This is a genomic window from Azospirillum oryzae (genome assembly GCF_900177515.1).
Lineage (GTDB): Bacteria > Pseudomonadota > Alphaproteobacteria > Azospirillales > Azospirillaceae > Azospirillum > Azospirillum oryzae_A.
The window spans coordinates 2337711-2360036 of sequence record NZ_FXAK01000007.1; the positions used below are offsets into that span (position 1 = coordinate 2337711).

Here is a 22326-nt window from a genome sequence, read left to right on the forward strand (position 1 = left end):
GGTAAGGTAACATGCTGACGCTGCTGCTGATCGTCTCCGCTTTCTTCGCCGGCGTGCTGAACGCCGTGGCCGGGGGCGGCAGCTTCCTGACCTTTCCGGCGCTGATCATGGCCGGGGTGCCGCCGCTGAACGCCAACGCCACCAGCACCGTCGCGGTGTCGCCCGGCGCGCTGGCCAGCGCCTTCGGCTATCGGCGGGAGCTGGGTCGTATCCGCGACATCCACCTGCCCTCCTTCCTCGGCATCAGCCTCGTCGGCGGGCTGCTGGGCGCCCTGCTGCTGCTGTGGACGCCGCAGAAGACCTTCGAGATCATCGTGCCGTGGCTTCTGCTGTTCGCGACGCTGCTGTTCGCCATCGGCCCGACCGCGTCGGCCTGGATCCGCCGCAACTTCACCATCGGCCACGGCACGGTGCTGGCGGTGCAGTTCCTGATCGCCGTCTATGGCGGCTATTTCGGCGGCGGCATCGGCATCCTGATCCTGGCGACGCTCGGCGTCTTCGGCCTGACCGACCTGCACGCCATGAACGGGCTGAAGTCGCTGGTCTCCGGCTGCCTGAACGCCGTCGCCGTGGCGGCCTTCGTCGCCGGCGGAGCGGTCTATTGGCCGGAGGCCCTGGTCATGCTGGTCGCTGCCATGGCCGGCGGCTATGCCGGTGCGTCGGTCGCCCGCCACATCCCGCCGCCGGTCCTGCGCAAGCTGGTGATCCTGGTGGGGGCGGGCATGACCGTCTATTTCTTCATCACCAAGACCTGACCCGAACGGAGTTCCCCCGGCATGACCGCCTCCATCGACCGTGACGCCCTGCCCTACCGTCCCTGCGTCGGCATCATGCTGCTGAACGACCGCGGCGAGGTGTTCGTCGCGAAGCGCTGCGGGTCGGAGGCCGACTGGCAAATGCCGCAGGGCGGCGTCGATGACGGCGAGGACGCCCGCAGCGCCGCCTTCCGCGAGCTGGAGGAGGAGATCGGCACCGCCAAGGCGGAGTTCATCGCCATGACCGTCGCCCCCCACCGCTACGACCTGCCCGACGACCTGCTGGGCAAGGTGTGGAAGGGCCGCTGGCGCGGGCAGGAGCAGATGTGGATGCTGGCCCGCTTCACGGGAACGGAGGCCGACATCCGGCTCGACACCGATCATCCGGAATTCGACGCCTGGAAATGGATCGACGCCGAAGAATTGCCGGGCCTGATCGTCGCCTTCAAACGGCCGGTCTACGAATCGGTGCTGGCGGAATTCCGTCCGCTCATCGCCCAGGCAAAGGGCTGATCCGCATACCCCCGCATCGGCCCCTGCGCCGGCCCCGCCGGCATGTCCCAAATTTGACTGCGGTTATCCCCAACTTCCCGACGACGCCCGGTCCATCCCCCACTTCCGCTTAACGAATCCTTGAGACGCCTTCTGGCAACGTCGCTCCTGCAACCGGAGTGCGCAGGAGCGGGCCGGCTTTGGACGGAGGGGTGGCGTGTCGCTGATCAAGTGGACGGAGGAGGATGACGGGCGCATTCGCCTGGGCCTGCCGAGCGACCTCGATTTGCCCATGGCGCAACCTCTGCTCGACAGCCTGCGCGCCGCCTTCAAGGCGTCGGTGGACATCGGCGTCCAGGCGGACGCGGTGGAACGCATCAGCGTCGCCTGCATCCAGGCGCTGGTCGTCGCCGCCCGCGATGCGGCGGAACAGGGAAATTCCTTCGCCATCCTGCGCCCGTCGGAGGTCCTCGCCGATGCCTGCGAGGATCTGGGGCTGGCCGGCTGGCTGAAGCAGTGGAGGCGTGCGTGAAGAAGAAAGTAATGACGGTGGACGATTCGCGGACCATGCGCGACATGGTGTCCTTCACCCTGCGCGGCGCCGGTTACGAGGTGGTGGAGGCCGCCGACGGCCAGCAGGCGATGAGCGCCATCGCCACCACCAAGGTCGATCTGGTCATCACCGACCTGAACATGCCGGTGATGGACGGTCTGACCCTGATCCGCAAGCTGCGCGCCATCCCGGCCCACCGCACCCTGCCGATCCTGATGCTGACCACCGAAGCGGACGAAAGCAAGAAGGCCGAGGGCCGCGCCGCCGGCGCCACCGGCTGGATCGTAAAGCCCTTCAACCCCGACAAGCTGGTGTCGGTGGTGCAGAAGGTCTGCGGCTGACCGCAAGCCGTCAGCGAAGGTAGGGGGACAGCCGTGGACGATCTCAGCCGCTTCAAGCAGACCTACTTCGACGAGAGCGCCGAATTGCTGGCGGTCGCCGAGGCCGGGCTGCTGCGCCTCGCCCCCGGCGAGGTCGACATGGACGAGGTGAACGCGATCTTCCGCGCCGTCCATTCGATCAAGGGCGGCGGCGGTGCCTTCGGATTCAACGATCTCGTCGCCTTCGCCCATGAATTCGAAACGGTGATGGACGGCGTGCGCAACGCCGAGATCCCCGTCACCACCGAACTGGTCGACACGCTGATCCGCGCCAACGACCTGCTGGCCCGCCTGCTGTCCCATGCCTCCGACGAGACGGAGGCGCCGGCCGGCACCACCGACGACACCGTCGCCGCGCTCCGCCGCTTCCTGGGCAAGGACGAAACGCCGGCTGAGGAACCGCCCGCGGCACCACCACCCGCCACGGTCTATCCCGACGACGAGGATGACGAGGCCGGCATCTTCGGCGACGCCCTGGCCGCCATCCAGGCCGCCCGCGACGACCAGCCGGCATCCGGTGGTCCGATCCCCGAAGGCAAGGTCCGCTGGACCATCGTCTTCCGCCCGAAGGCGGAACTGCTGCTGTCGGGCAACGAGCCGACCTACATGCTGCGTGCCCTGCGCCGGCTGGGCGAGGCGGAGGTGGTCTGCCATCTGGACAAGCTGCCGTCCCTGCGCGACCTCGACGCCGAACTGCTGCACCTGTCCTGGACGGTGACGCTGCTGGCCGACCCGCAGGTCGACCGCGCCCAGATCGACGACGTGTTCGAATTCGTCGCCGACGACTGCGACATCCGCATCAGCGCCGAAGCCCCACCGCCCGCGGTCATCCCGCCGGTGGAACCCGCCTCCGTTCCTCAGCCAGCTCCCGTCTCGACCGCCGCCAACCTGCCGCAACCGGCCGCCCCTGCGGCTCCGCCGACGACCCCGGCCGCCACCACCTCGGGCTCGGCGAAGCCCGGCGACGGCGCCAAGCGACCCAATGGCGGTGCCGGCGGCACCGGCGGCGACCATTCCGGGCCGACCACCCACACCATCCGCGTCGACCTCGACAAGATCGACCGGCTGGTCAACATGGTCGGCGAGATGGTCATCACCCAGGCGATGATCGCGGAGCATCTGCGCGACCTGCCGCCGGGCCAGTTCCAGGAGCTGCTGGAAGGGCTGGAAGGTCTCGCCCAGCACACCCGCGAGTTGCGGGAGAGCGTGATGTCGATCCGCGCCCAGCCGGTCTCCAGCGTCTTCTCGCGCATGCCGCGGCTGGTGCGCGAATGCGCCGCCATGACCGGCAAGGAGGTGATGCTGGTCACCTCGGGCGAGACGACGGAGGTCGACAAGACGGTGGTGGAGAACCTCGTCGATCCGCTGACCCACATGATCCGCAACTCCATCGACCACGGGCTGGAAGGCCCCGACGAGCGGGAGCGCATCGGCAAGCCGCGCGCCGGCACCGTGCATCTGTCGGCCGCCCACCGGTCCGGCCGCATCGTGATCGAGGTTACCGACGACGGCCGCGGCATCAACCGCGCCAAGGTGCTGTCCAAGGCGATCGAGAAGGGGCTGGTCCAGCCGGGTGCCAGCCTGTCGGACGAGGAGATCGACAACCTGATCTTCCTGCCCGGCTTCTCCACCGCCGATCAGGTGTCCAACCTGTCCGGCCGCGGCGTCGGCATGGACGTGGTGCGGCGGAACATCTCCAGCCTCGGCGGGCGCATCGGCGTCTATTCGACGCCGGGCGAGGGCTCGCGCTTCGTCCTGTCGCTGCCGCTGACGCTGGCGGTGCTGGACGGCATGGTGATCTCGGTGGGGGAGGAGCGTTTCGTCCTGCCGCTGACCAACATCGTGGAAAGCCTGCGGCCGAAGCCCGCCGACCTGCACGGGCTGGTCAACAAGTGCGACGTCATGATGGCGCGCGGCGAGTATGTGCGGCTGGTGCACCTGCACCGGCTGTTCGGCATCCCCAAGGCCATCGACGACGCCACCAAGGGTCTGGTCGTGCTGGTGGAGACGGAGGACGGTTCCCGCCTCGGCCTCGTGGTGGACGAGGTGCTGGGTCAGCAGCAGGTCGTCATCAAGAGCCTGGAGGCCAACTTCCGCCGGCTGGACGGCGTCGCCGCCGCGACCATCCTGGGCGACGGGCGGGTCGCCCTGATCCTGGACGTCGCCGGCCTGCGCGAAATGAGCCGCCACAACACTTCCGGCAGCGATGCCGGCAGCCCTTCCGCTTCCCCGTCCCTGCCCGCCCCGGCGGACAGGTCCGACCAGCGTCAACGCCAAACGGTTTGAGGCCCAGCGATGAGCAGTTCCACCGCAATCGCCCCCGTCAGCTCCCGCGCCGACCTTTCGGCCGCAGGCTCCGCCGCCAACGGGACGGAGGAGCAATATGTGACCTTCACGGTCGGCAGCGAGGAGTATGGCGTCAACATCCTGGCCGTGCGCGAGATCCGCGGCTGGACGCCGGAAAGCCGCCTGCCGAACCTGCCCGACTATGTCCGCGGCGTCATCAACCTGCGCGGCATCATCATCCCGATCTTCGACCTGCGCGCCCGTTTCGGAGGCGGCCTGACCCAGGTGACGAAGCGCCATGTCGTGGTGGTGATGCAGGTGGGCGAGCGCACGCGCGGCATCCTGGTCGACGCCATCTCCGACATCCTGGCCATCGGCCATGACGCGATCAAGCCGCCGCCCGACGTCGACAGCGGGCTGATCGACGCCGAATATCTCAGCGGCCTCTACACCGCCGAGAACCGCATGGTGACTCTGCTGAATGTGGGCAAGCTGTTCGCGGGCGAGCATGTCGACCAGGACGCCATGCCCCGCGCCGCCCTGGAAACGACCTGACCGCAGCAGGCTGTCGAGCCCACGGCAGGCAAGCCGCAACGAGAAGAAATAAGAAGAGGAAACGTCCCCGATGGCCACCGACGGTACGATCGCCAAAGCCGGCACCTTCCTCAGCAACATGCGCATCGGCAAACGGCTGTGGCTGGCCTTCGGCCTGCTGCTGGTGTTGATCGCCGCCCAGTCCGGCACCGGCATCTTCGGGCTGGACGGGCTGAACCGCCGCATCGACGGCATCATCGCGTCGGGCGACCTCGCCGTCTTCGCCAAGGACCTGGAAAGCCGCCTGGCCGCCGAACGGCTGCAGACCCGCGAATACATCAACATCGGCTCGACCGAGGCGCTGGACCGGCTGCGCGTCCTGCGCGGCGAGTTCGACCAGGCGATGGCGGCCCGGCAGGCCAAGGTGAAGGCCTCGCCCCAGGCCGCCGCCTTTGCCGAACTGGGCAGTCTGCACACCGCCTACCATGAGCGGTTCGAGACGGTGCGCGCCGTGCGCGAACGGGCCGACCGCCTGCTGCACGAGCGCATGGACCCGCTGGGCGCCCAGGTGACCAAGCGGCTGGAGGACATGGTGTCCGCCACCGAGGCGTCCGGCGACAAGGACTTCGCCTTCGGCGCACAGGAGGTGGAGAACCGTTGGCTGATGACCCGTTTCCAGGCCAACCGCGCCATCGGCCTGCGCGACGCCGCTGCCGCGGCGCAGGTCGAGGCGGTGGGCGAGGCGATGAGCGACAGCATCGCCCGGCTGTCGTCCGTGGTCCGCAGCAATGGCGGCCTGCCGGCGGCCCTGCGCGAGATCGACGCCCGCGCCGCCGATTACCGTGCCGCCTTCCGCGACGCGATGGCCGCCAATGACGAAGCGAAGCGGCTGACCGACGACCTCGCCGCCGCCGCGACGGCGATCAACCGGGCCATCGACGGCATCGTCGCCTCCATCGCCGCCAGCGCCAGGGCGACCGAGGAGGAGGCCGGGAGCGAGGCCGCCTTCACCATCCGCCTGACGCTGGGTCTGGGGCTGCTGTCGCTGGTGATCGGCATCGTCGCCGCCAACCGCATCGCCGCCTCGATCATCGGGCCGGTCACCGGCATCCGCCGGGTGATGTCCGACCTGACCGAAGGCAAGCTGTCGGTCAGCGTCCCCCACACCGGCCAGAAGGACGAGCTGGGCGACATGGCCCGCGCCGTCGCCGCCTTCAAGGACGAGGCGGTGGAGGCCCTGCGCTCCCGCATCGCGCTGGAACGGGTGTCGGCCAACATCATGATGGCGGACGTCGACGGCCGCATCCTCTACGCCAACGATTCGATCATGGCCATGTTCCGCCATGCCGAGGCGGACCTGCGCGTCTCGCTGCCCGGCTTCGACGCGAACACGCTGGTCGGCCGCAACTTCGACGTCTTCCACCGCGACCCCGGCCACCAGCGCCGCCTGCTGGCCGACCTGACCCAGACCCACCGCGGCTGGGCCAAGACCGGCGGCCGCACCTTCCAGGTCATCGCCAACCCGGTGGTCAGCCGCCAGGGCGAGCGGCTGGGCACCGTCATCGAGTGGCGCGACCTGACCGAGGAGCTGGCGATCGAGGCGGAGATCGGCGCGATGGTGGAGAATGCCGTGCGCGGCGACTTCACCCACCGCATCGCGCTGGACGGCAAGACCGGCTTCTTCCGGCTGGTCAGCGAGGGCATCAACCGGCTGTCCGAGAACATCGCCGCCGTCACCGAGGAACTCGCCTCGGTGCTGGAGGCGCTGTCGCAGGGCGACCTGACCCGCCGCATCGACAAGCAGTATCAAGGCGTGTTCCAGCGGCTGAAGGACGATTTCAACGGCACGGTTTCCCATCTGTCGGAGATCGTCCAGCGCATCGACCAGGCCGCCGGCTCCATCGCCGTCGCCAGCCGCGAGGTAGCGGAAGGCAGCCTGGACCTGTCGGAACGGACCGAGCAGCAGGCGTCCTCGCTGGAGGAGACCGCGGCCAGCATGGAACAGCTCGCCGCCACCGTTCGCTCCAACGCCGACAATGCCCAGCAGGTCAACAGCTATGCCACCGAGGCGCGCAGCGCGGCCTCGCGCGGCGGCGAGGTGGCGACCAGCGCGGTCGAGGCGATGCGCCGGATCGAGCAGTCGTCGCAGAAGATTTCCGACATCATCGGGGTGATCGACGAGATCGCCTTCCAGACCAACCTGCTGGCGCTGAACGCGGCGGTGGAGGCGGCGCGGGCCGGCGACGCCGGGCGCGGCTTCGCCGTGGTGGCGCAGGAGGTGCGGCAGCTCGCCCAGCGCTCCGCCCAGGCCTCGAAGGAGATCAAGGCGCTGATCATGGACAGCGGCGGGCAGGTGCGCGACGGCGTCGACCTCGTGCGCTCCGCCGGCAGCTCGCTGACCGAAATCGTGTCGGGCATCGGCCGCGTCGCCGATCTGGTGTCGGAGATCGCGCGGGCGACCGCCGAGCAGGCGTCCGGCCTGGACGAGGTCAACATCGCCATCGCCCAGATGGACGAGATGACCCAGAAGAACGCCGCCCTGGTGGAGGAAAGCACCGCCGCCGCCCGCTCGCTGGAGGAGCAGGCCGACCAGCTGCGCCGCCAGATGACCTTCTTCACCCTGGACCGCCAGTCCGCTTCTCGCAGATCCGCCTGAGGACGCCACCGGTGCCGCGATGACCGACCGCTCGCCCGCCTTATCGACCGAACCCGCGACGCTGCGGCGCTCCCCCGCCGCCCCCCCGGCCGCGGTGTTCGGCGGCGCGCGCGAGTTCCATTTCGAGCGGCACCATTTCGACCTGATCGCCGGGCTGCTCTACCAGCTGGCCGGCATCGCGCTGGCGCCGCACAAGGCGGAGATGGTTTATGCCCGGCTGGCGCGGCGCCTGCGCGAGTTGCGGCTGCCCGATTTCGACGCCTATTGCGCCCTGCTCCAGAGCGACGGGGTGGCGGACGAGATCGGCTTCCTGGTCAATGCACTGACCACCAACCTGACCAGCTTCTACCGCGAATCGCACCATTTCGATTTCCTGGCCTCCACCGTCCTGCCGGAGGTGCGGGACTTGAACGCCCACCGGTCGAAGCCGCGCCTGCGGCTGTGGTCGGCCGGCTGTTCGTCGGGGCCGGAGCCCTACACCATGGCGATGGTGCTGGTCTCGACCATGGGCGCCGATCTGCGCCGCTGGGACGCCCGCATCCTCGCCACCGACATCGACACCCACATGGTGGACACCGCCCGGCGCGGCATCTACCCGCTGTCGGGCGCAACCGGCATCCCGCCACAGGTCCGCCAGCGCTTCACCCAGGACGTGCGGCTTGACGGCGAGCCGGCGGTGGCGATGGGCGAGGAGCTGAAACGCCTCGTCACCGTCAAGCCGCTGAACCTGCTGGAACATTGGCCGATGTCCGGCCCGTTCGACGCGATCTTTTGCCGCAACGTTCTGATCTATTTCGACCGCCGCGGCCGGATGCAGGTGATAGAAAACTTCGCCCGGATGCTCCGCCCCGGCGGGTATCTGTTCCTCGGCCACTCGGAGAGCCTGTATGGCGTGTCGAACCTGTTCCGCCAGGCCGGTCCGACGATCTACCGGAGGGACTGAGCGATGAATGCCGCCCCCCTCCCCCGACATGACTCCACACATGCCGTATCCCCCCGCCGTCTGGGCAGCGGGCGCTACTTCAATCAGGAATTCAAGGTCGACACCGTCAAGATCGCGCTGGGGCAGCAGGCGGTCAGCGACCGGCCCGACCTGATGATCGCGACGACGCTGGGGTCCTGTGTGGCGGCCTGCATCCACGACCCGGTGCGCGGCATCGGCGGCATGAACCATTTCATGCTGCCCGACCTGCCGGCGAGCGAACTGGAGGGGGCCGGCGTCGCCGCGCGCTACGGCTCGGTGGCGATGGAGCGGCTGATCAACGCGCTGCTGGCGGCGGGTGCGGAGCGCCGGCGCCTGCAGGTCAAGCTGTTCGGCGGCGGCCGGGTCATCGAGTCGAGCTATGACATCGGCGGGCTGAACAGCCGGTTCGCGCTCGATTACGTGCGAGCGGAGGGGCTGACGCTGGCCGGCCAGGATCTGGGCGGCGGCTCCGCCCGGCGGCTGCATTACTTCCCCCACAGCGGCCGGGCGCTGCGGCGCCTGCTGCGGCCGGAGGCGGCGGCCGACACCATGGCCCGCGAACGGCGCTTCATCACCCACCTGAGCCGGACCCCCGAGGAAGGCGAGGTCGAACTGTTCGCGCCCGCCGATCCGGGAGGGAGCTGACCGATGCCCAGACCGATCCGTGTCGTCATCGTCGACGACAGCGCCCTGATGCGCGAAATGCTGAAGGACATCCTGAGCCGGGAGGCGGGGATGGAGGTGGCCGGCGTCGCCCGCGACCCCTTCGAGGCGCGCGAGGTCATCAAGGCTACCAACCCCGACGTCATCACCCTGGACGTCGAAATGCCGAAGATGGACGGCCTGTCCTTCCTGGAGAAGATCATGACCCTGCGGCCGACGCCGGTCATCATGGTCTCCTCCCTGACCCGCGAGGGCTCCGACGCCGCCATCCGCGCGCTGGAGCTGGGGGCGGTGGACTGCGTCGCCAAGCCCGGCGGCTCCGACGGGCACGGGTTCGAGGCGACGGCGATGGAGCTGGTCTCCAAGATCCGCGTCGCCGCCACCGCACGCCTGACCATGCGCCGCCCGGCCGCCGCGCACGGCGTCCTGCCGACGCCGCGCCGCGCCGGTTCGGGCAAGCGGCTGATCGCCATCGGCGCCTCGACCGGCGGGGTGGAGCGCATCCGCGACGTGCTGGCCGCCATGCCGGCGGATTGCCCGCCCATCGTCATCACACAGCATATGGGGCCGAGCTACGTGCCCAGCTTCGCGGCCCGGCTCGACCGGCTGTCGGCGCCGACCGTCCGGGTGGCCGCCCATGGCGACCGGCCGGCCCAGGGCCTGGTGCTGATCGCCCCCGGCGACCGCCATCTCGCCGTCGTCCGCGACACCGCCGGCTTCATCTGCCACATCCAGGACACCCCGGCGGTCAGCGGCCACCGGCCGTCGGTCGACGTGCTGTTCGCCTCCGTCGCCAAGGCGGCCGGCGGCAATGCGGTCGGCGTCATCCTGTCCGGCATGGGCCGCGACGGCGCCATCGGCATGAAGGCGATGCATGAGGCCGGCGCCTTCACCATCGGCGAGCAGGAATCGAGCTGCGTCGTCTATGGCATGCCGCGGGCCGCCAGGGAGGCCGGCGCCGTGGCGGTCGAACTGCCGCTGGTCCAAATCCCCGCCGAAATGCTGCGCGCCTTCGACGCCGTCGGCGAGCGCCCCCGCACCGCCTGATTCCACCGGGCATCCGGGCAGAGTTTCCCCGGGCAGAGTTTCCAAGGAGCACCAGTATGTTTACCCCCGCTTCCACCGATGCCGTGCCCGCGACGCCGGATAATTTCCGGGACGACTCCCAGGGCGGAAACGCCAAGGTCGCGGTCACCGCGGAGCTTCTGTCGACATGGCTCGGCTTCGCCGATGTGCAGCGCCGTACCCTGGACGTCGTGCAGGGCGAGCTGACGCGCACCTCGAATCATGTGGAGGCTTCCACCCTCGACCTGTCGGACCGCTTCCGCGAGCTGGCCCAGAAGGCGCTGGAACAGTCGGAGCGGGTGGCGCAGATCGTCGCCATGGCCGGCTCGGTCGACATCGACGGCGAACGTGTGCCGCTCGACACGCTGGTCGTCGGCATGCAGGACATCATCACCGACATGGTGACCAACATCGTCACCCTGTCGCGCCACGCCATGAGCATGGTCTATCTGCTGGACGACGTGCAGAAGGACGTGGCCGAGCTGGAGAAGTCGATCGGCGACATCGACGGCATCAACCGCCAGACCAACTTCCTGGCGCTGAACGCCACCATCGAGGCCAGCCGCGCCGGGGAGGCCGGGCGCACCTTCGCCGTGGTGGCGCAGGAGGTGCGGCACCTCTCCCGCTCCACCGGCGAACTGGCCGAGCGCATGCGCAGCAAGGTCACCGCCGTGGTGAAGGGCGTCCGCAACGGCCACGACATCCTGCGCCAGATCGCCAACACCGACATGTCGCCGCAGATGCTGGCGAAGGAGCGCGTCGACAAGACGATGGACAGCCTGGTGGCGCAGACCACCCATTTCCAATCGGTGCTGGAAACGGCCGCGTCGGTGTCGTCCGACATGTCCGCCACCATCGCCCATGTCATCACCGGCATGCAGTTCCAGGACCTGACCAAGCAGCGGATCGAGGCGATCAACGACAGTCTCGCCATCATGGGCGCCGGGCTGGGAGAGCTGGAAACCCGGATCCGCGCCCAGGTGCCCGCCGGCATCGGCGCGCGCGAGCCGCAGGAATGGCTGAACCAGCTGATGGGCCGCTTCACGCTCAGCGAGATGCGCGAGCGCTTCGTCCGCAAACTGCTGCTGGAAGGCACCGCGCTGGACGAAAACGGCGTGCTCGACCTCAATGCCGCAGGGGGAAGCGGCTCAGGCGGTGATATTGAACTCTTCTAGCGCGGTGCGCCCGCCGCCTGTACAGTGAACCACTTTCCGGAAAGACGGGCCCATGGATTACGGCATAGAAGTGCGCGACCAGGAGGCAGTCGTCCGCCTGCGCGGTCGCCTGACCTTCAACGACCATGCAAAGTTGCGGACCCTGATCGGCGAGATGGGGCAGAACAAGCTCAAGCGTCAGGTGCTCGACCTGTCGTCGCTGGAGTTCGTCGATTCGGCCGGCATCGGCATGCTGCTGATCGCGCGGGAGGAGATGGACCGCGCCGCCAAGCAATTCGTTCTGCGGGGCGCCGCCGGTCAGGTGAAGCGGGTGCTGACCGTGGCGCAGATCGCCAAGATCGTTCCGATGGAGGACTGATCCCGGTGAGCGGCGGGACGACCCACAGTACGACCCAGAACAATGCCGGGACGGTCGGATGCCGCACCCGCTTCGCCGGCCTCGCGGCTCCCGGGATGCCGGTCGAACGGCTTGGGCGACTGGCTCAGTCTCTGGGTCTGGCCCCGGTTGCGGAGCCCGCCGGGCCGGCGGCGCTTGCCGTCCTGCTGACCGGCGCGGCTCCCGGCAGCGATGCCGACGAACTGTGGCTTCCCCCCATCGCCGCCTGGATCGAGCCGCCGGCCGGCAGCGATGCCGCCGGGCTGGCGCCGCTGCTCGCCGAAGCGGCGGGCAACGACCTCTACCTCAACCTGACCACCGCGACCGCCCATGATCTCCAGCTCGGCGGCCGTCTGCTGGCCGCGCTGAACGCGCGGTATCCGCTGGACGGGGACCGCCGCGACGATCTGGAGCTGGCCCTGCATGAGGCGGTCAGCAACGCGCTGGTCCATGGCAACCTGGGCGTCGCCGGCATGAAGGAGCTGAGCGCGCAGGAGCTGGAACGCTTTTCCCGCGACCTGGGCGACAGTCTTGCCGACCCGGCCCTGGCCGCCCGCCGCATCGTCATCGCGTTGCGGATCGATCCTGCAACAGATGGGCCGGCGGAAGATGGCCCGGCGCAGGATGGCCGGGCACTGGCGACGGTGGAGGTCGCCGACGAAGGCGCCGGCTTCATCCCCGGCCCACGCACCAGTTCCGGCGCCTCCGGCCGCGGTCTGGACCTGATCGGCAACATCGCCGAAGAGCTGGAGATCGGAAATGGCGGCCGCAGCATCCGCCTGAGGTTCCGGCTGTGACCGCGGCGGGATGGCATAGCCCCGGTTCCGAGGCCATGTCGGTGCCGCCGGACAGCATCGCCGAACCGCCGCGACCGGACGGCCACGCCTGCGAATGCCAGGAACCCGACTGCACCGTCCTGGATTGCCCGATCCTGGTGGTGGACGACACCGCCTTCAACCGCACCCTGATCGGCGCCTTCCTGGCCGAGGCCGGCTTCCGCCGGGTCTCCTTCGCCGAAAGCGGGCTGGAGGCGCTGGCGATGATCGAGGCCGCCGTCCCCGACCTGCTGATCCTCGACATCATGATGCCGGGAATGGACGGCTTCGAGGTCTGCCGCCGCCTGCGCGCCATGCCTGAGACGGCCGACCTGCCGATCCTGGTGCAGACCGCCCTGTCGTCCGGCGAGGACCGCAACCGCGCCTTCGCCGCCGGCACCACCGATCTGGTGTCTAAGCCGCTGGAACGCACCGAACTTCTGGCCCGCGTGCGCATCCATCTGGAAGACCGGGTGCTGATCCGCCGCCTGCAGGCCTATCGGGCGCGGGTGGAGGCGGAACTGTCCATCGCCCGGTCGATGCATGAGCATCTGCTGCCGACCCCGGCACAATGCGATGCGGTGGCCGCCGCCGCCGGCTGCCGCCTGCGGGCCCACAGCGTGATCTCCCCCCATCTCGGTGGCGACCTGTGGGGGCTTCTGCCGCTCGGTGGCCGGCGATTCGGCGTCTATCTGCTGAATGTCGCGGGTTGCGGGGTTTCTGCGGCACTGAACGCCTTCCGCCTGCATACCCTTCTGCAGGAGCTTGGCCCCGTCCACGGCCGGGATGCCGCCGGCCTGCTGACCGCGCTGAACGACCGCGCCGCCGGGCTTCTGGCCGCAGGGGAAAAGGCGACCATGACCTATGGGGTGGTGGACGGCGAGGCCGGGCGCTTCATCCACGCCTCGGCCGACGGCGCGCCGCCGATGATCCTGGACGACGACGGCGGGCCGCATTTCGGTCTGGCCACCGGCTTGCCGATCGGCATCGCCCCTGGCACCCGCTATCGCAGCGAAATGATGGAACTGCCGCGCGGCGGCGTGCTGGCGCTCTACTCCGTCGCCGTGCTGGAAGCGCTGGACGCCGGCGGGACCGGAATCGGGCTTGGCTGGATGATCGCCCGCGCGGTGGCGGAAGGCGAGGGTTTCGACGCGGTGGTCCGCTCGCTGGGCTTTGCGCTGGGTCAGGGCAGCGGCGACGACCACACCTTGCTGTGGATCGAGCGGGAGACGGCGCCATGACCGGATCCCCGCCGCCCGGCCTGCTGCCGATCGAGACGCGCGATGCCTTCGACGGGCTGGCCGGTGCCCGCGTATTGGTCGTCGACGACAACCGCATCAACCGCCATCTGTTGCTGGCATTGCTGGAACGCGGCGGCATCACCCTGATCGAGCAGGCGGAGGACGGACACGACGCCCTGGTCCGGATCGAGCGGTTCAAGCCCGACCTCGTGCTGCTCGACCTGATGATGCCGCAGATGGACGGGTTCGAGATGTGCCGGCGCCTGCGCGCCGATCCGCGCTGGAAATCGCTGCCGGTCCTCGTGCAGTCCAGCCTGAACCGGGCGGAGGACCGCGCCCGCGCCTTCGCCGCCGGGGCGACCGACTATGTCACCAAGCCGATCAATGCGGTGGAACTGCTGGCCCGCGTCCGCATCCACCTGCGCAAGCGCACCATGCTGCGCGATCTGCAGCAGTACCACAGCTGCACGGAAGCCGAGTTGGAGCTGGCCCGCGCCATGCAGGCCCGGATGCTGCCCGGCCCCGACCGGCTGGCGGAGCTGGAAGCGGCGACCGGCATCGCCATCCACACCCATTTCGCCCCCTCGTCCGAGCTGGGCGGCGATTTCTGGGGGATCGACCGGCTGCCGGACGGCCGGGTGGCCGTCTATCTGGTCGATTTCTCCGGCCATGGCGTCGGCGCGGCGCTGAACACCTTCCGGCTGGACGCCATCTGCCGCCAGATCGGCAGCACGGAGCTGAGCCCGGCGGAGTTCCTGGCCGCCGTGAACCGCCGGCTGTGCGGGCTGCTGCCCTGCGGCCAGTTCGCGACGATGCTGACCGGCGTGATCGACCCGGCGGCCGGCCTGTTCCACTATGCCTCGGCCGGATCGACGGCGCCGATGATGTGGCATCCCGGCGACGAGGCACCGCGGCTGGGCGACGGCAGCGGCCTGCCGCTCGGCCTGCTGGCGTCGGCCAGCTACGACAGCCGCCTGATGCCGATGCCGCCCGGCGCCCGCCTGTTCCTCTATTCCGACGCCGCCATCGAGATTCCGATCGGCGGCGAGGACAGCCACGAGGTTCTGGACGAATACGGCCTCGCCACCCTGTTCGCCCGCCGCTTGCAGGAGCCGGACGACGCCGCCCTGCTGTCCGGCCTGCTCGCCGATCTGGCGGCGACCGGCCCCATCGACGACGACCTGACGGCGCTGCTGCTGACGCGGCGGGAATGACGCCGCCTGCCGGACGACGCTGACAGTGCTGACGGCACCGGCCGAAAAGCAAAAAGGCCGCTCCCGAGGGAGCGGCCTTTCGCGTTCGGCGGGAGCCGACCGATCAGCGCGAGTAGAACTCGATGACCAGGTTCGGTTCCATCTGGACCGGGTACGGAACGTCGGCCAGCAGCGGGGCGCGGACGAAGCGGCCCTTCAGCGCGCTGCTGTCGACTTCCAGGTAATCGGGGATGTCACGCTCACCGGAAGCGGAGGCTTCCAGGATCAGCGCCATCTGCTTGGACTTGGCGCGCACCTCGACGGTGTCGTTGTCCTTGATGCGGGCCGACGCGATGTTCAGGCGGCGGCCGTTGACCAGGATGTGGCCGTGGTTGATCAGCTGGCGCGCGGCGAACGGAGTCGGCGCGAACTTCATGCGGTAGACCACCGCGTCCAGACGGCGCTCCAGCAGGCCGACCAGGTTTTCGCCGGTGTCGCCCTTGCGGCGGACGGCCTCGGCATAGATGCGGCGGAACTGCTTCTCGCCGATGTTGCCGTAGTAGCCCTTCAGCTTCTGCTTGGCCATCAGCTGCAGACCGTAGTCCGACGGCTTCTTGCGGCGCTGGCCATGCTGGCCCGGGCCATACTCGCGCTTGTTCAGCGGGCTCTTGGCACGGCCCCACAGGTTGACGCCAAGGCGGCGGTCGATCTTGTACTTGGACTCTTGACGCTTGCTCATAACTCTCAGGCCTCGTTGGACACGAGTTGATGTTGTCCCGGTAGTTCCATCCGCCCTGTTACAGGCGGCGGACGGGGCGTCAAAGATTGCGCGCGCCCGCTTTCCCAGGAGGTGAAGGCGCGCACAATACCCATTGGCGTGCCGGAGTCAAGCCTGACGGCATATCCGGAACTTCTTGCGTCCCCCCACCCTTTTGCGCTCCCCTTCCGGGCACCGCAAGCTGCAGGCAGGAATGGCGCGATGGAACGGGTGGAGTGCGTGGTCGTCGGGGCGGGCGTGGTCGGGCTGGCGGTGGCGCGGCGGCTGGCACGGGCCGGGCGCGAGGTGATCGTGCTGGAGGCGGCCGACGCCATCGGCACCGGCACCAGTTCGCGCAACTCCGAGGTCATCCATGCCGGCATCTATTACCCCACCGGCAGCCTGCGCGCCCGGCTGTGCGTACCCGGCCGCGACGCGCTCTATGACTACTGCGCCGCCCATGGGGTGGAGCATCGCCGCGTCGGCAAGCTGATCGTCGCGACGGAGGAGAACCAGCTGCCGAAGCTGGCGGCGATCCGCGCCCAGGCCGCCGCCAACGGCGTCACCGACCTGACCGAGATCGACGCCGCCACCGCGCGGGCGTGGGAGCCGAACCTGCGCACCGCCGGCGCCCTGCTGTCACCCTCCACCGGCATCATCGACAGCCATGGACTGATGCTGGCCCTGCTGGGCGACGCGGAGGAGGCCGGGGCGATGCTGGCGCTGCTGAGCCCGCTAACGCGCTCGCACCGCACCGCCAGCGGCTTCGAACTGGAGGTCGGCGGGGCGGAGCCGATGCGCATCGCCTGCTCCACCCTGATCAATGCAGGGGGCTTGGGCGCCTGGGGCGTGGCGCGCGGGCTGGAGGGTCTGGACCCCGCCCATGTGCCGCCGCGCGTGCTGGCGAAGGGCAACTACTATGCGCTGGCCGCCGGCCGCTCCCCCTTCTCGCGGCTGGTCTATCCGGTGCCGGTGGAGGGCGGGCTGGGGGTGCACCTGACGCTGGACCTCGCCGGACAGGCCCGGTTCGGTCCCGACGTGGAATGGCTGGGCGACGTGGAGGGCACCGTCGATTACGCCGTCGATCCCACCCGCGCCGATTCCTTCTATGGCGCGGTGCGCGCCTATTGGCCGGGGCTGCCGGACGGTGCGCTGGTGCCGGCCTATTCCGGCGTGCGGCCGAAGCTGAGCGGGCCGGGGCAGCAGCAGGCCGACTTCCTGATCCAGGGGCCGGACACCCATGGGGTGGATGGTCTGGTCAACCTGTTCGGCATCGAATCGCCGGGCCTGACCTCCTGTCTGGCCATCGCCGACGCGGTGGCGATGGCGCTTGGCGAGGCGCCTGAAATTCTTAACCATTCTCAAGGCTCACAGGGTTCTTGACCGCGACCCCGGCTCTCCCAATCTATAGGCATGGCGGCGCCGGCCGATGCTGGGCCGCCGACCCGCCGGGCGCCGGAAACGGGCCCATCTTCCGCAACTCGCTCCCGTCGTGAGGAGGATGCGTCGTGACGACTCGCCTTTCGCTCTTCAACAGCCCGCTTCTGCTCGGCTTCGACCAGTTCGAGCGGACGCTCGACCGGATCGCCAAGAATTCGGCCGAAGGCTATCCCCCCTACAACATCGAGCAGATCGGCGACGACGGCCTGCGCATCACGCTCGCCGTGGCCGGCTTCACCTCCGATGACCTGTCGGTCCAGATCGAGGACAACCAGCTGGTCATCCGCGGCCGCCAGACCGACGACAAGTCGCGCGTCTACCTGCACCGCGGCATCGCCGCGCGGCAGTTCCAGCGCAGCTTCGTCCTGGCCGAGGGGATCGAGGTGGTGGGCTGCTCGCTCGACAACGGGCTGCTCAACATCGACCTGACCCGCCCGATGCCGGAGCCGAAGGTCCGCACCATCAAGATCGAGCAGCCGAAGAAGGCCGCCGGCGGCGCCATGCCCCGCACCATCGACGTGTCCGCCGACGGCCGGGACGACTGATCGCCTGTTGGGATGATCCAGGTCACTGCCTTCACCCCTGTTCTCCGACACTCTACCCCCGACACTCTGCACGCGCGGCCGCCCATGACGGGGAGCCGCCGGGAGATCACGACCATGATGAACGATACCCACACCCAGCTGCGCCAGCTGTCCCCGCAGGATTTCGCCAGCTTCGGCCTGGGCGACGTCGCCTATGTCCGCCCGGTCGAGATGGACGGCACTGCCGCCTTCGCCATCCACGCCGCCGACGGCACGCCGCTGAGCGTGGTGGCCGACCGCGATCTGGCCTTCGCCGCCATCGTGCAGAACGACATGGAGCCGGTCAGCGTCCATTGACCGCTCCGGCCGGGGCGCCGCCATCGGCGGACGTCCCCGGTCGGTCGCGCTGCAATCCGCCACATCTCGATCCTTGTCAGCCCTGACTCCTGTTGTAAGGTGCGCTCTGCGATAATCGCCGAGACAAGACGCGAAGAGGCAGTGGGGGACGGTCGGTTGGACGGCGGGGCAAGCGATACGGCGGCGGACGCGAAGTCGGCCCCCGACACGGAAAAGCGCAGGGCCTGGGACGACGAGGCGCGCGATTCCCTTCACATCCTGCCCTTGTCGGCGATCCCTTTGGAAACGCCCGGCCTGCAGCATGCGCGCCTGATCAAGAATGTCCGGCTGCAGACGGTGGTGGAGATGTTCCGCGATGCCCAGACCGGCAGCGGGCAGGTCTCCCCCCGCCATATCCCCGCTTATTTCGAATCCTACAAGGACGAGATCGAACGCGATCTGGTGAAGCTGGAGAAGATCGGCGCCGCCTCCAGCTTCGACGTCTATTCCTCGCGGATCGAGCTGCGGCGGCTGAACATCGACGTCAACAATGTCGAATCGCTGACCCTGTCCGACCGCAAGAAGGCGGAACTGACCAGCTACATGCGGGTCTTCACCCGGCCGCTGATGGAATATGTCTATGGCACGGAGGAGGTGCAGGTCTCCGACGTGACCGACATCATCCAGCTGTTCGCCAATCCCAACCGGGACGAGGCTCTGCGCAACCTGCGCATGATGGCCGACCGGCTGGACATCGGCCTGGGCGAGATCCCGCAGTTCCTCGAGGAATACGGCGACGTCTTCCTGTCGCTGGCCTATTTCCGCAAATGCCTGGACGAGATCGTGCCGGAGGTGCAGCGCTTCGTCGGCTGGATGGGCGAAATCCGCAGCTCCGCCGAGGTCAAGCGCGACCCGCGCCAGATCAGGATGCTGGACGACATCGCCCGCGACCTGACCGACATCTCGACCTCCATCACCGGCCGGTTCGAGAGCTTCGACAACCGCTCCAAGGACTTCTGGAGCGACATCAACGCCGACACCTTCCGGTCGATCCGCGAGCTGATCTCCTCCCACCACGTCACCATCGGCGGCGTGCTGTGCGGTCTGGCGGTGAAGATGAACCTGTGGAAGCACCGCTTCGCCCGCGGTGGCGGCGGCCCCAACCGCCGCATGGAGTTCGTGAAGTCGGAGATCCTGCCCGGCCTGTCGCACATCAAGGCGCTGGAACAGTCGGCGCGGATCAGCCACCTGTAGGCGCCGGCTGCCCGCGATTCCCAGCCGCCTTCAATCCATCGACAGCATCTTCCCCATGCCGTTGTCCAGCAGGATGGTGGCGAACAGCGTCAGGATCGGGATCAGGAACATCAGCCCGATGACGCAGCGCACGATCAGATCCTTGCGTCGGGCGGAACGGCACAGCGGGCAGTCGTCGGGACCATGCCCGTAATCGGACCCGCAATAGGGACAGGCTGTGGTGTCGACCATGGCAGACGGGCTTTCAGCATGGGCGGGAGGCCCTGGAACCAAGGCCATTCTGGACCCGCGCCCCGCCCGAACGTCATGAAATCCCTGTCATACTTAAGGCTTTTCCCGCGTCGTGGCGGGCCAGCCGCTCAGGCCGCGCGCTCCATCGGCACCAGACCGGCGACGCCGCGGCCGAACTGCGCCGCGAACCGGTCACGCTCGGCCCCGGTCAGGGTGAAGGTGACATGCAGGCGTCCGGCGGCACCGCGTTCTGCCGCGCGCACGACGGCAGGCACCGGCTCCAGCCCCGGCAGGGCAACCCGCAGCGCGGTTCCTTCCGCCAGTCCGCTCCACGCCTCCTGCGGCAGTCCGCTCAGTTGGGCGCCGCCTTCTGAGGCATTGTCGACCGTCACCGGCAAATCGCGCCCGGCCACCATCAGCCGGCCCGGACGGTTCAGCGGGTAGCGCGGGGCGGCCCGGCGGTTCACCTCCGGCGTCGCCGTGCGGATCGCCTCGATCAGGACGCGGCGGAGCTGGTCGATGCTGGTGGCGACACGGGTAGACAGCGCGTTGACTTCGCTTGCCCGCTCGCCGGTGGCCGTCGCCTCCTGCGAAACGGCGGCGATGCGGGTCGCCACCTCCTGCGCGGCATTGGAGGTCTGGACGACGTTGCGGGCGATCTCGCCGGTGGCAGCCTCCTGCTCCTCGATGGCGGCGGCGACGGTGGCCGACACCGATTCGACGCCGCGCACCCGCTCGGCGATGGCGCGCACGGCGTTCACCGCCTCGGCCGTGGTGGCCTGGATGGCGGCGATCTGGCTTTCGATCTCGTCGGTCGCCCGAGCGGTCTGACCGGCCAGCTGCTTGACCTCGCTCGCCACCACGGCGAATCCCTTGCCCGCCTCCCCGGCCCGCGCCGCTTCGATGGTGGCGTTCAGCGCCAGCAAATTGGTCTGGCCGGCGACGTCGTTGATGAGGTCGGTCACCTCGCCGATGCGGGTCACCGCCTCGGCCAGCCGCTGGATGGTCTCCTCCGCCCGGACCGACGCGCCGACGGCGTCGCCGGTCATGGTGGTGGCGGTGCCGATCTGGGCCGCGATCTCGCGGATGGAGGCGCTGAGCTGCTCCGACGCCGCGGCCACGGTCTGGGCGTTCGACAGCGCCTGCGTCGCGGCGGCGGCGACATTCTGGCTGTTGTCGCTGACCGCGCGGGCCGACTCAGCCATGCGGGTGGCGTTGCCGGCCATCTGGCTGGTCTGGTTGGCGACCACGTCGACGGCGTTCGACGCCTCGGTCTCCACCGTTTCGGCCATGCGCAGCAGGGCCGCCTGCTTCTCGCGCTCCAACCGTTCGCGCTCCTCGTCGCGCAGGCGGCGCATGCGCTCGGCCTCTTCGGCATTCTCCTTGAAGACGCTGAGCGCCTGGGCCATTGCCCCCACCTCGTCGCCGCGGTCGGCGCCGGGAATGGCGACGGCGAGGTTGCCCTGGGCCAGGGTCCGCATCGCCACCGTCAGTTCGCCCACCGGCCGCACCACCCGGCGCCGGATGCCCAGCACGCCCAGCACCACGACCGCCAGCACGACGGCCGACACGCCCCAGACCGCGGTCATGAACAGGCTTTCGCGGCCGGCGGCATAGACCTCCGTCTCGCTGTTGTAGCGGGTGGTGTCCGCGACGATCCGGTCGACGACCGCGCGGTGGGCGGCATAGGCCTCGGCGATGACCGCATAGGAGGCGCGCGCCGCCGCCTCGTCCTTGCGGGCCAGCGCCGGCAGGAACTTGGTCTCGATCTCGCTCCAGAAGCGCATCACCGGCGCGTGGGAGGTCCGGGTCAGCTGGTCGAGCAGCGACGGCTCGAAGCTCTCCTTCAGCCAATATTCGTGCCGCTCGTCATAATCCTTGCGCAGCTGCGCCAGCCGGGTGCGGCGTTGGTCGACCGACGCCGGGTCGTTCATCGCCAGCGTCGCCTCCAGGTAGGCTTCGATCACATATTCCGGCGGCGGCAGGATGTCGGCGATCAGGTCCTTGCCCAGGACGATGCGCTGGTAGATCGGCCCACCCACCTTCAGCTCGCGGATCGCCAGCGCGCTGGTGACGACCACCGCCAGGAAACCGAGCGTGACCACCACCCCGAACAGATTGGTAAGCGCGGCAATCCGGAGGTTTTTCAGCATGGTGCAACCCCTGCGCAAAGACGACAGCATAAGGGTTGATTCTCAAAATAAACCTAATGTGACAAGCAAAAAACTTGCTCGATTATCGGGTAAAAGGGAAATGATGTTTCATTGAGCGCTTTGCACGCGGATTGTGCAGAGTCTGCGCAAGGAGAGACCAAGGTGCCGGGTGCGGGCTCAGGTCAGAACCAAGGTGCCGATCCAGCCGACGATCGTGAGGATCACCAGCATCACCAGCAGCGCCACGATCACGGAGTTGGTGCGGCGAATCGAACGGCAGCGCGGGCACCCGCCCTCGGCGGCGGGATAGCGGTGGGCGCAGCGGTCGCAGCGGACGGTCTGGTCGGTTGCGGTCTGGTCCGACATCGGCGGGTTCCATGGAGTCGAAGGGCGGTAACACCGCATGGATAGCACGCCCGCCGCCGCACCGCAGCGTCGATCAGCGGCTGCCGGGTGCCGTCATCGGTGGGGCGAAATGCCGCA

The 22326-nt window shown here is 69.0% G+C and carries 23 protein-coding genes; 19 read left to right on the plus strand and 4 right to left on the minus strand.

All coding sequences use genetic code 11. The annotated features are described in order from the left end of the window. Positions 1–11 precede the first annotated feature (11 nt). The 15 genes from B9N97_RS23530 (at position 12) to B9N97_RS23600 (ending at position 15169) form a co-directional block, all read left to right on the plus strand. Positions 12–755 carry a sulfite exporter TauE/SafE family protein gene (locus tag B9N97_RS23530; RefSeq protein WP_085090109.1) on the plus strand — a complete coding sequence of 248 codons (744 nt, stop codon included), beginning with the start codon at positions 12–14 and terminating at the stop codon, positions 753–755. A 21-nt stretch (positions 756–776) separates the two neighbouring features. Then, positions 777–1268 carry an RNA pyrophosphohydrolase gene (locus tag B9N97_RS23535; protein ID WP_085090110.1) on the plus strand — a complete coding sequence of 164 codons (492 nt, stop codon included), beginning with the start codon at positions 777–779 and terminating at the stop codon, positions 1266–1268. Positions 1269–1464: 196 nt separating this feature from the next. Then, positions 1465–1779, plus strand: coding sequence for an STAS domain-containing protein (locus tag B9N97_RS23540; protein WP_085090111.1), 315 nt, complete (start codon positions 1465–1467; stop codon positions 1777–1779). Then, entirely contained in the window at positions 1776–2141 is a 366-nt protein-coding gene (locus tag B9N97_RS23545) for a response regulator (RefSeq protein ID WP_199231895.1), read from the plus strand. The genes B9N97_RS23540 and B9N97_RS23545 overlap by 4 nt, the downstream gene beginning before the upstream one ends. A 33-nt stretch (positions 2142–2174) precedes the next feature. After that, positions 2175–4466 carry a chemotaxis protein CheA gene (locus tag B9N97_RS23550; protein ID WP_085090113.1) on the plus strand — a complete coding sequence of 764 codons (2292 nt, stop codon included), beginning with the start codon at positions 2175–2177 and terminating at the stop codon, positions 4464–4466. A 9-nt stretch (positions 4467–4475) separates the two neighbouring features. Continuing rightward, complete coding sequence (locus B9N97_RS23555) at positions 4476–5021, plus strand: chemotaxis protein CheW (protein WP_085090114.1); 546 nt, start codon at positions 4476–4478, stop codon at positions 5019–5021. A gap of 70 nt (positions 5022–5091) precedes the next feature. Beyond that, entirely contained in the window at positions 5092–7656 is a 2565-nt protein-coding gene (locus tag B9N97_RS23560; protein WP_085090115.1) for a methyl-accepting chemotaxis protein, read from the plus strand. 19 nt (positions 7657–7675) lie between these two features. After that, positions 7676–8599, plus strand: a complete 924-nt coding sequence (locus B9N97_RS23565) for a CheR family methyltransferase (RefSeq protein ID WP_085090116.1) — start codon at positions 7676–7678, stop codon at positions 8597–8599. 3 nt (positions 8600–8602) lie between these two features. Beyond that, complete coding sequence (locus B9N97_RS23570; protein WP_085090117.1) at positions 8603–9265, plus strand: chemotaxis protein; 663 nt, start codon at positions 8603–8605, stop codon at positions 9263–9265. 3 nt (positions 9266–9268) lie between these two features. Then, positions 9269–10330 carry a protein-glutamate methylesterase/protein-glutamine glutaminase gene (locus B9N97_RS23575; RefSeq protein ID WP_085090118.1) on the plus strand — a complete coding sequence of 354 codons (1062 nt, stop codon included), beginning with the start codon at positions 9269–9271 and terminating at the stop codon, positions 10328–10330. A gap of 56 nt (positions 10331–10386) precedes the next feature. Continuing rightward, positions 10387–11523 carry a methyl-accepting chemotaxis protein gene (locus B9N97_RS36820; protein ID WP_085090119.1) on the plus strand — a complete coding sequence of 379 codons (1137 nt, stop codon included), beginning with the start codon at positions 10387–10389 and terminating at the stop codon, positions 11521–11523. 52 nt (positions 11524–11575) lie between these two features. After that, on the plus strand, positions 11576–11881 hold the full coding sequence (locus B9N97_RS23585; protein ID WP_085090120.1) for an STAS domain-containing protein: 306 nt from the start codon (positions 11576–11578) through the stop codon (positions 11879–11881). A 5-nt stretch (positions 11882–11886) separates the two neighbouring features. Beyond that, entirely contained in the window at positions 11887–12696 is an 810-nt protein-coding gene (locus B9N97_RS23590; RefSeq protein WP_244560864.1) for an ATP-binding protein, read from the plus strand. Positions 12697–12731: 35 nt separating this feature from the next. Beyond that, positions 12732–13955: a response regulator gene (locus B9N97_RS36825; RefSeq protein ID WP_085090121.1), complete on the plus strand. Its 1224-nt coding sequence runs from the start codon at positions 12732–12734 to the stop codon at positions 13953–13955. Beyond that, positions 13952–15169, plus strand: coding sequence for a PP2C family protein-serine/threonine phosphatase (locus tag B9N97_RS23600; protein ID WP_085090122.1), 1218 nt, complete (start codon positions 13952–13954; stop codon positions 15167–15169). The genes B9N97_RS36825 and B9N97_RS23600 overlap by 4 nt, the downstream gene beginning before the upstream one ends. 103 nt (positions 15170–15272) lie before the next feature. On the opposite strand, the gene rpsD is transcribed toward B9N97_RS23600, so the two are convergent. Then, positions 15273–15887 carry a 30S ribosomal protein S4 gene (gene rpsD, locus B9N97_RS23605; protein WP_014248629.1) on the minus strand — a complete coding sequence of 205 codons (615 nt, stop codon included), beginning with the start codon at positions 15885–15887 and terminating at the stop codon, positions 15273–15275. Positions 15888–16127: 240 nt separating this feature from the next. Between rpsD and B9N97_RS23610 the strand changes: the two genes are divergently transcribed. The 4 genes from B9N97_RS23610 to B9N97_RS23625 all read left to right on the plus strand — a co-directional run bounded on the left by B9N97_RS23610 (position 16128) and on the right by B9N97_RS23625 (position 19459). Continuing rightward, complete coding sequence (locus B9N97_RS23610) at positions 16128–17288, plus strand: NAD(P)/FAD-dependent oxidoreductase (RefSeq protein ID WP_085090123.1); 1161 nt, start codon at positions 16128–16130, stop codon at positions 17286–17288. 125 nt (positions 17289–17413) lie between these two features. Then, complete coding sequence (locus B9N97_RS23615) at positions 17414–17890, plus strand: Hsp20 family protein (protein WP_042689584.1); 477 nt, start codon at positions 17414–17416, stop codon at positions 17888–17890. Positions 17891–18004: 114 nt separating this feature from the next. Beyond that, a complete protein-coding gene (locus B9N97_RS23620) occupies positions 18005–18226 on the plus strand; it encodes a DUF1150 family protein (protein WP_085090731.1) in 222 nt (73 codons plus the stop codon). A gap of 156 nt (positions 18227–18382) precedes the next feature. Then, the gene (locus tag B9N97_RS23625; protein ID WP_085090124.1) at positions 18383–19459 is read left to right on the plus strand and encodes a hypothetical protein; all 1077 of its coding nucleotides are present in this window, start codon (positions 18383–18385) and stop codon (positions 19457–19459) included. A 30-nt stretch (positions 19460–19489) separates the two neighbouring features. Here B9N97_RS23625 and B9N97_RS23630 read toward each other — a convergent pair whose 3' ends face one another. The 3 genes from B9N97_RS23630 to B9N97_RS23640 all read right to left on the minus strand — a co-directional run bounded on the left by B9N97_RS23630 (position 19490) and on the right by B9N97_RS23640 (position 22209). Beyond that, on the minus strand, positions 19490–19690 hold the full coding sequence (locus tag B9N97_RS23630) for a hypothetical protein (protein WP_244560865.1): 201 nt from the start codon (positions 19688–19690) through the stop codon (positions 19490–19492). Positions 19691–19818: 128 nt separating this feature from the next. Next, entirely contained in the window at positions 19819–21843 is a 2025-nt protein-coding gene (locus B9N97_RS23635; RefSeq protein ID WP_085090126.1) for a methyl-accepting chemotaxis protein, read from the minus strand. A gap of 177 nt (positions 21844–22020) precedes the next feature. Further along, positions 22021–22209 (minus strand): hypothetical protein, encoded by a 189-nt coding sequence (locus B9N97_RS23640; RefSeq protein WP_085090127.1) that lies wholly within the window; start codon positions 22207–22209, stop codon positions 22021–22023. Positions 22210–22326: the final 117 nt, after the last annotated feature.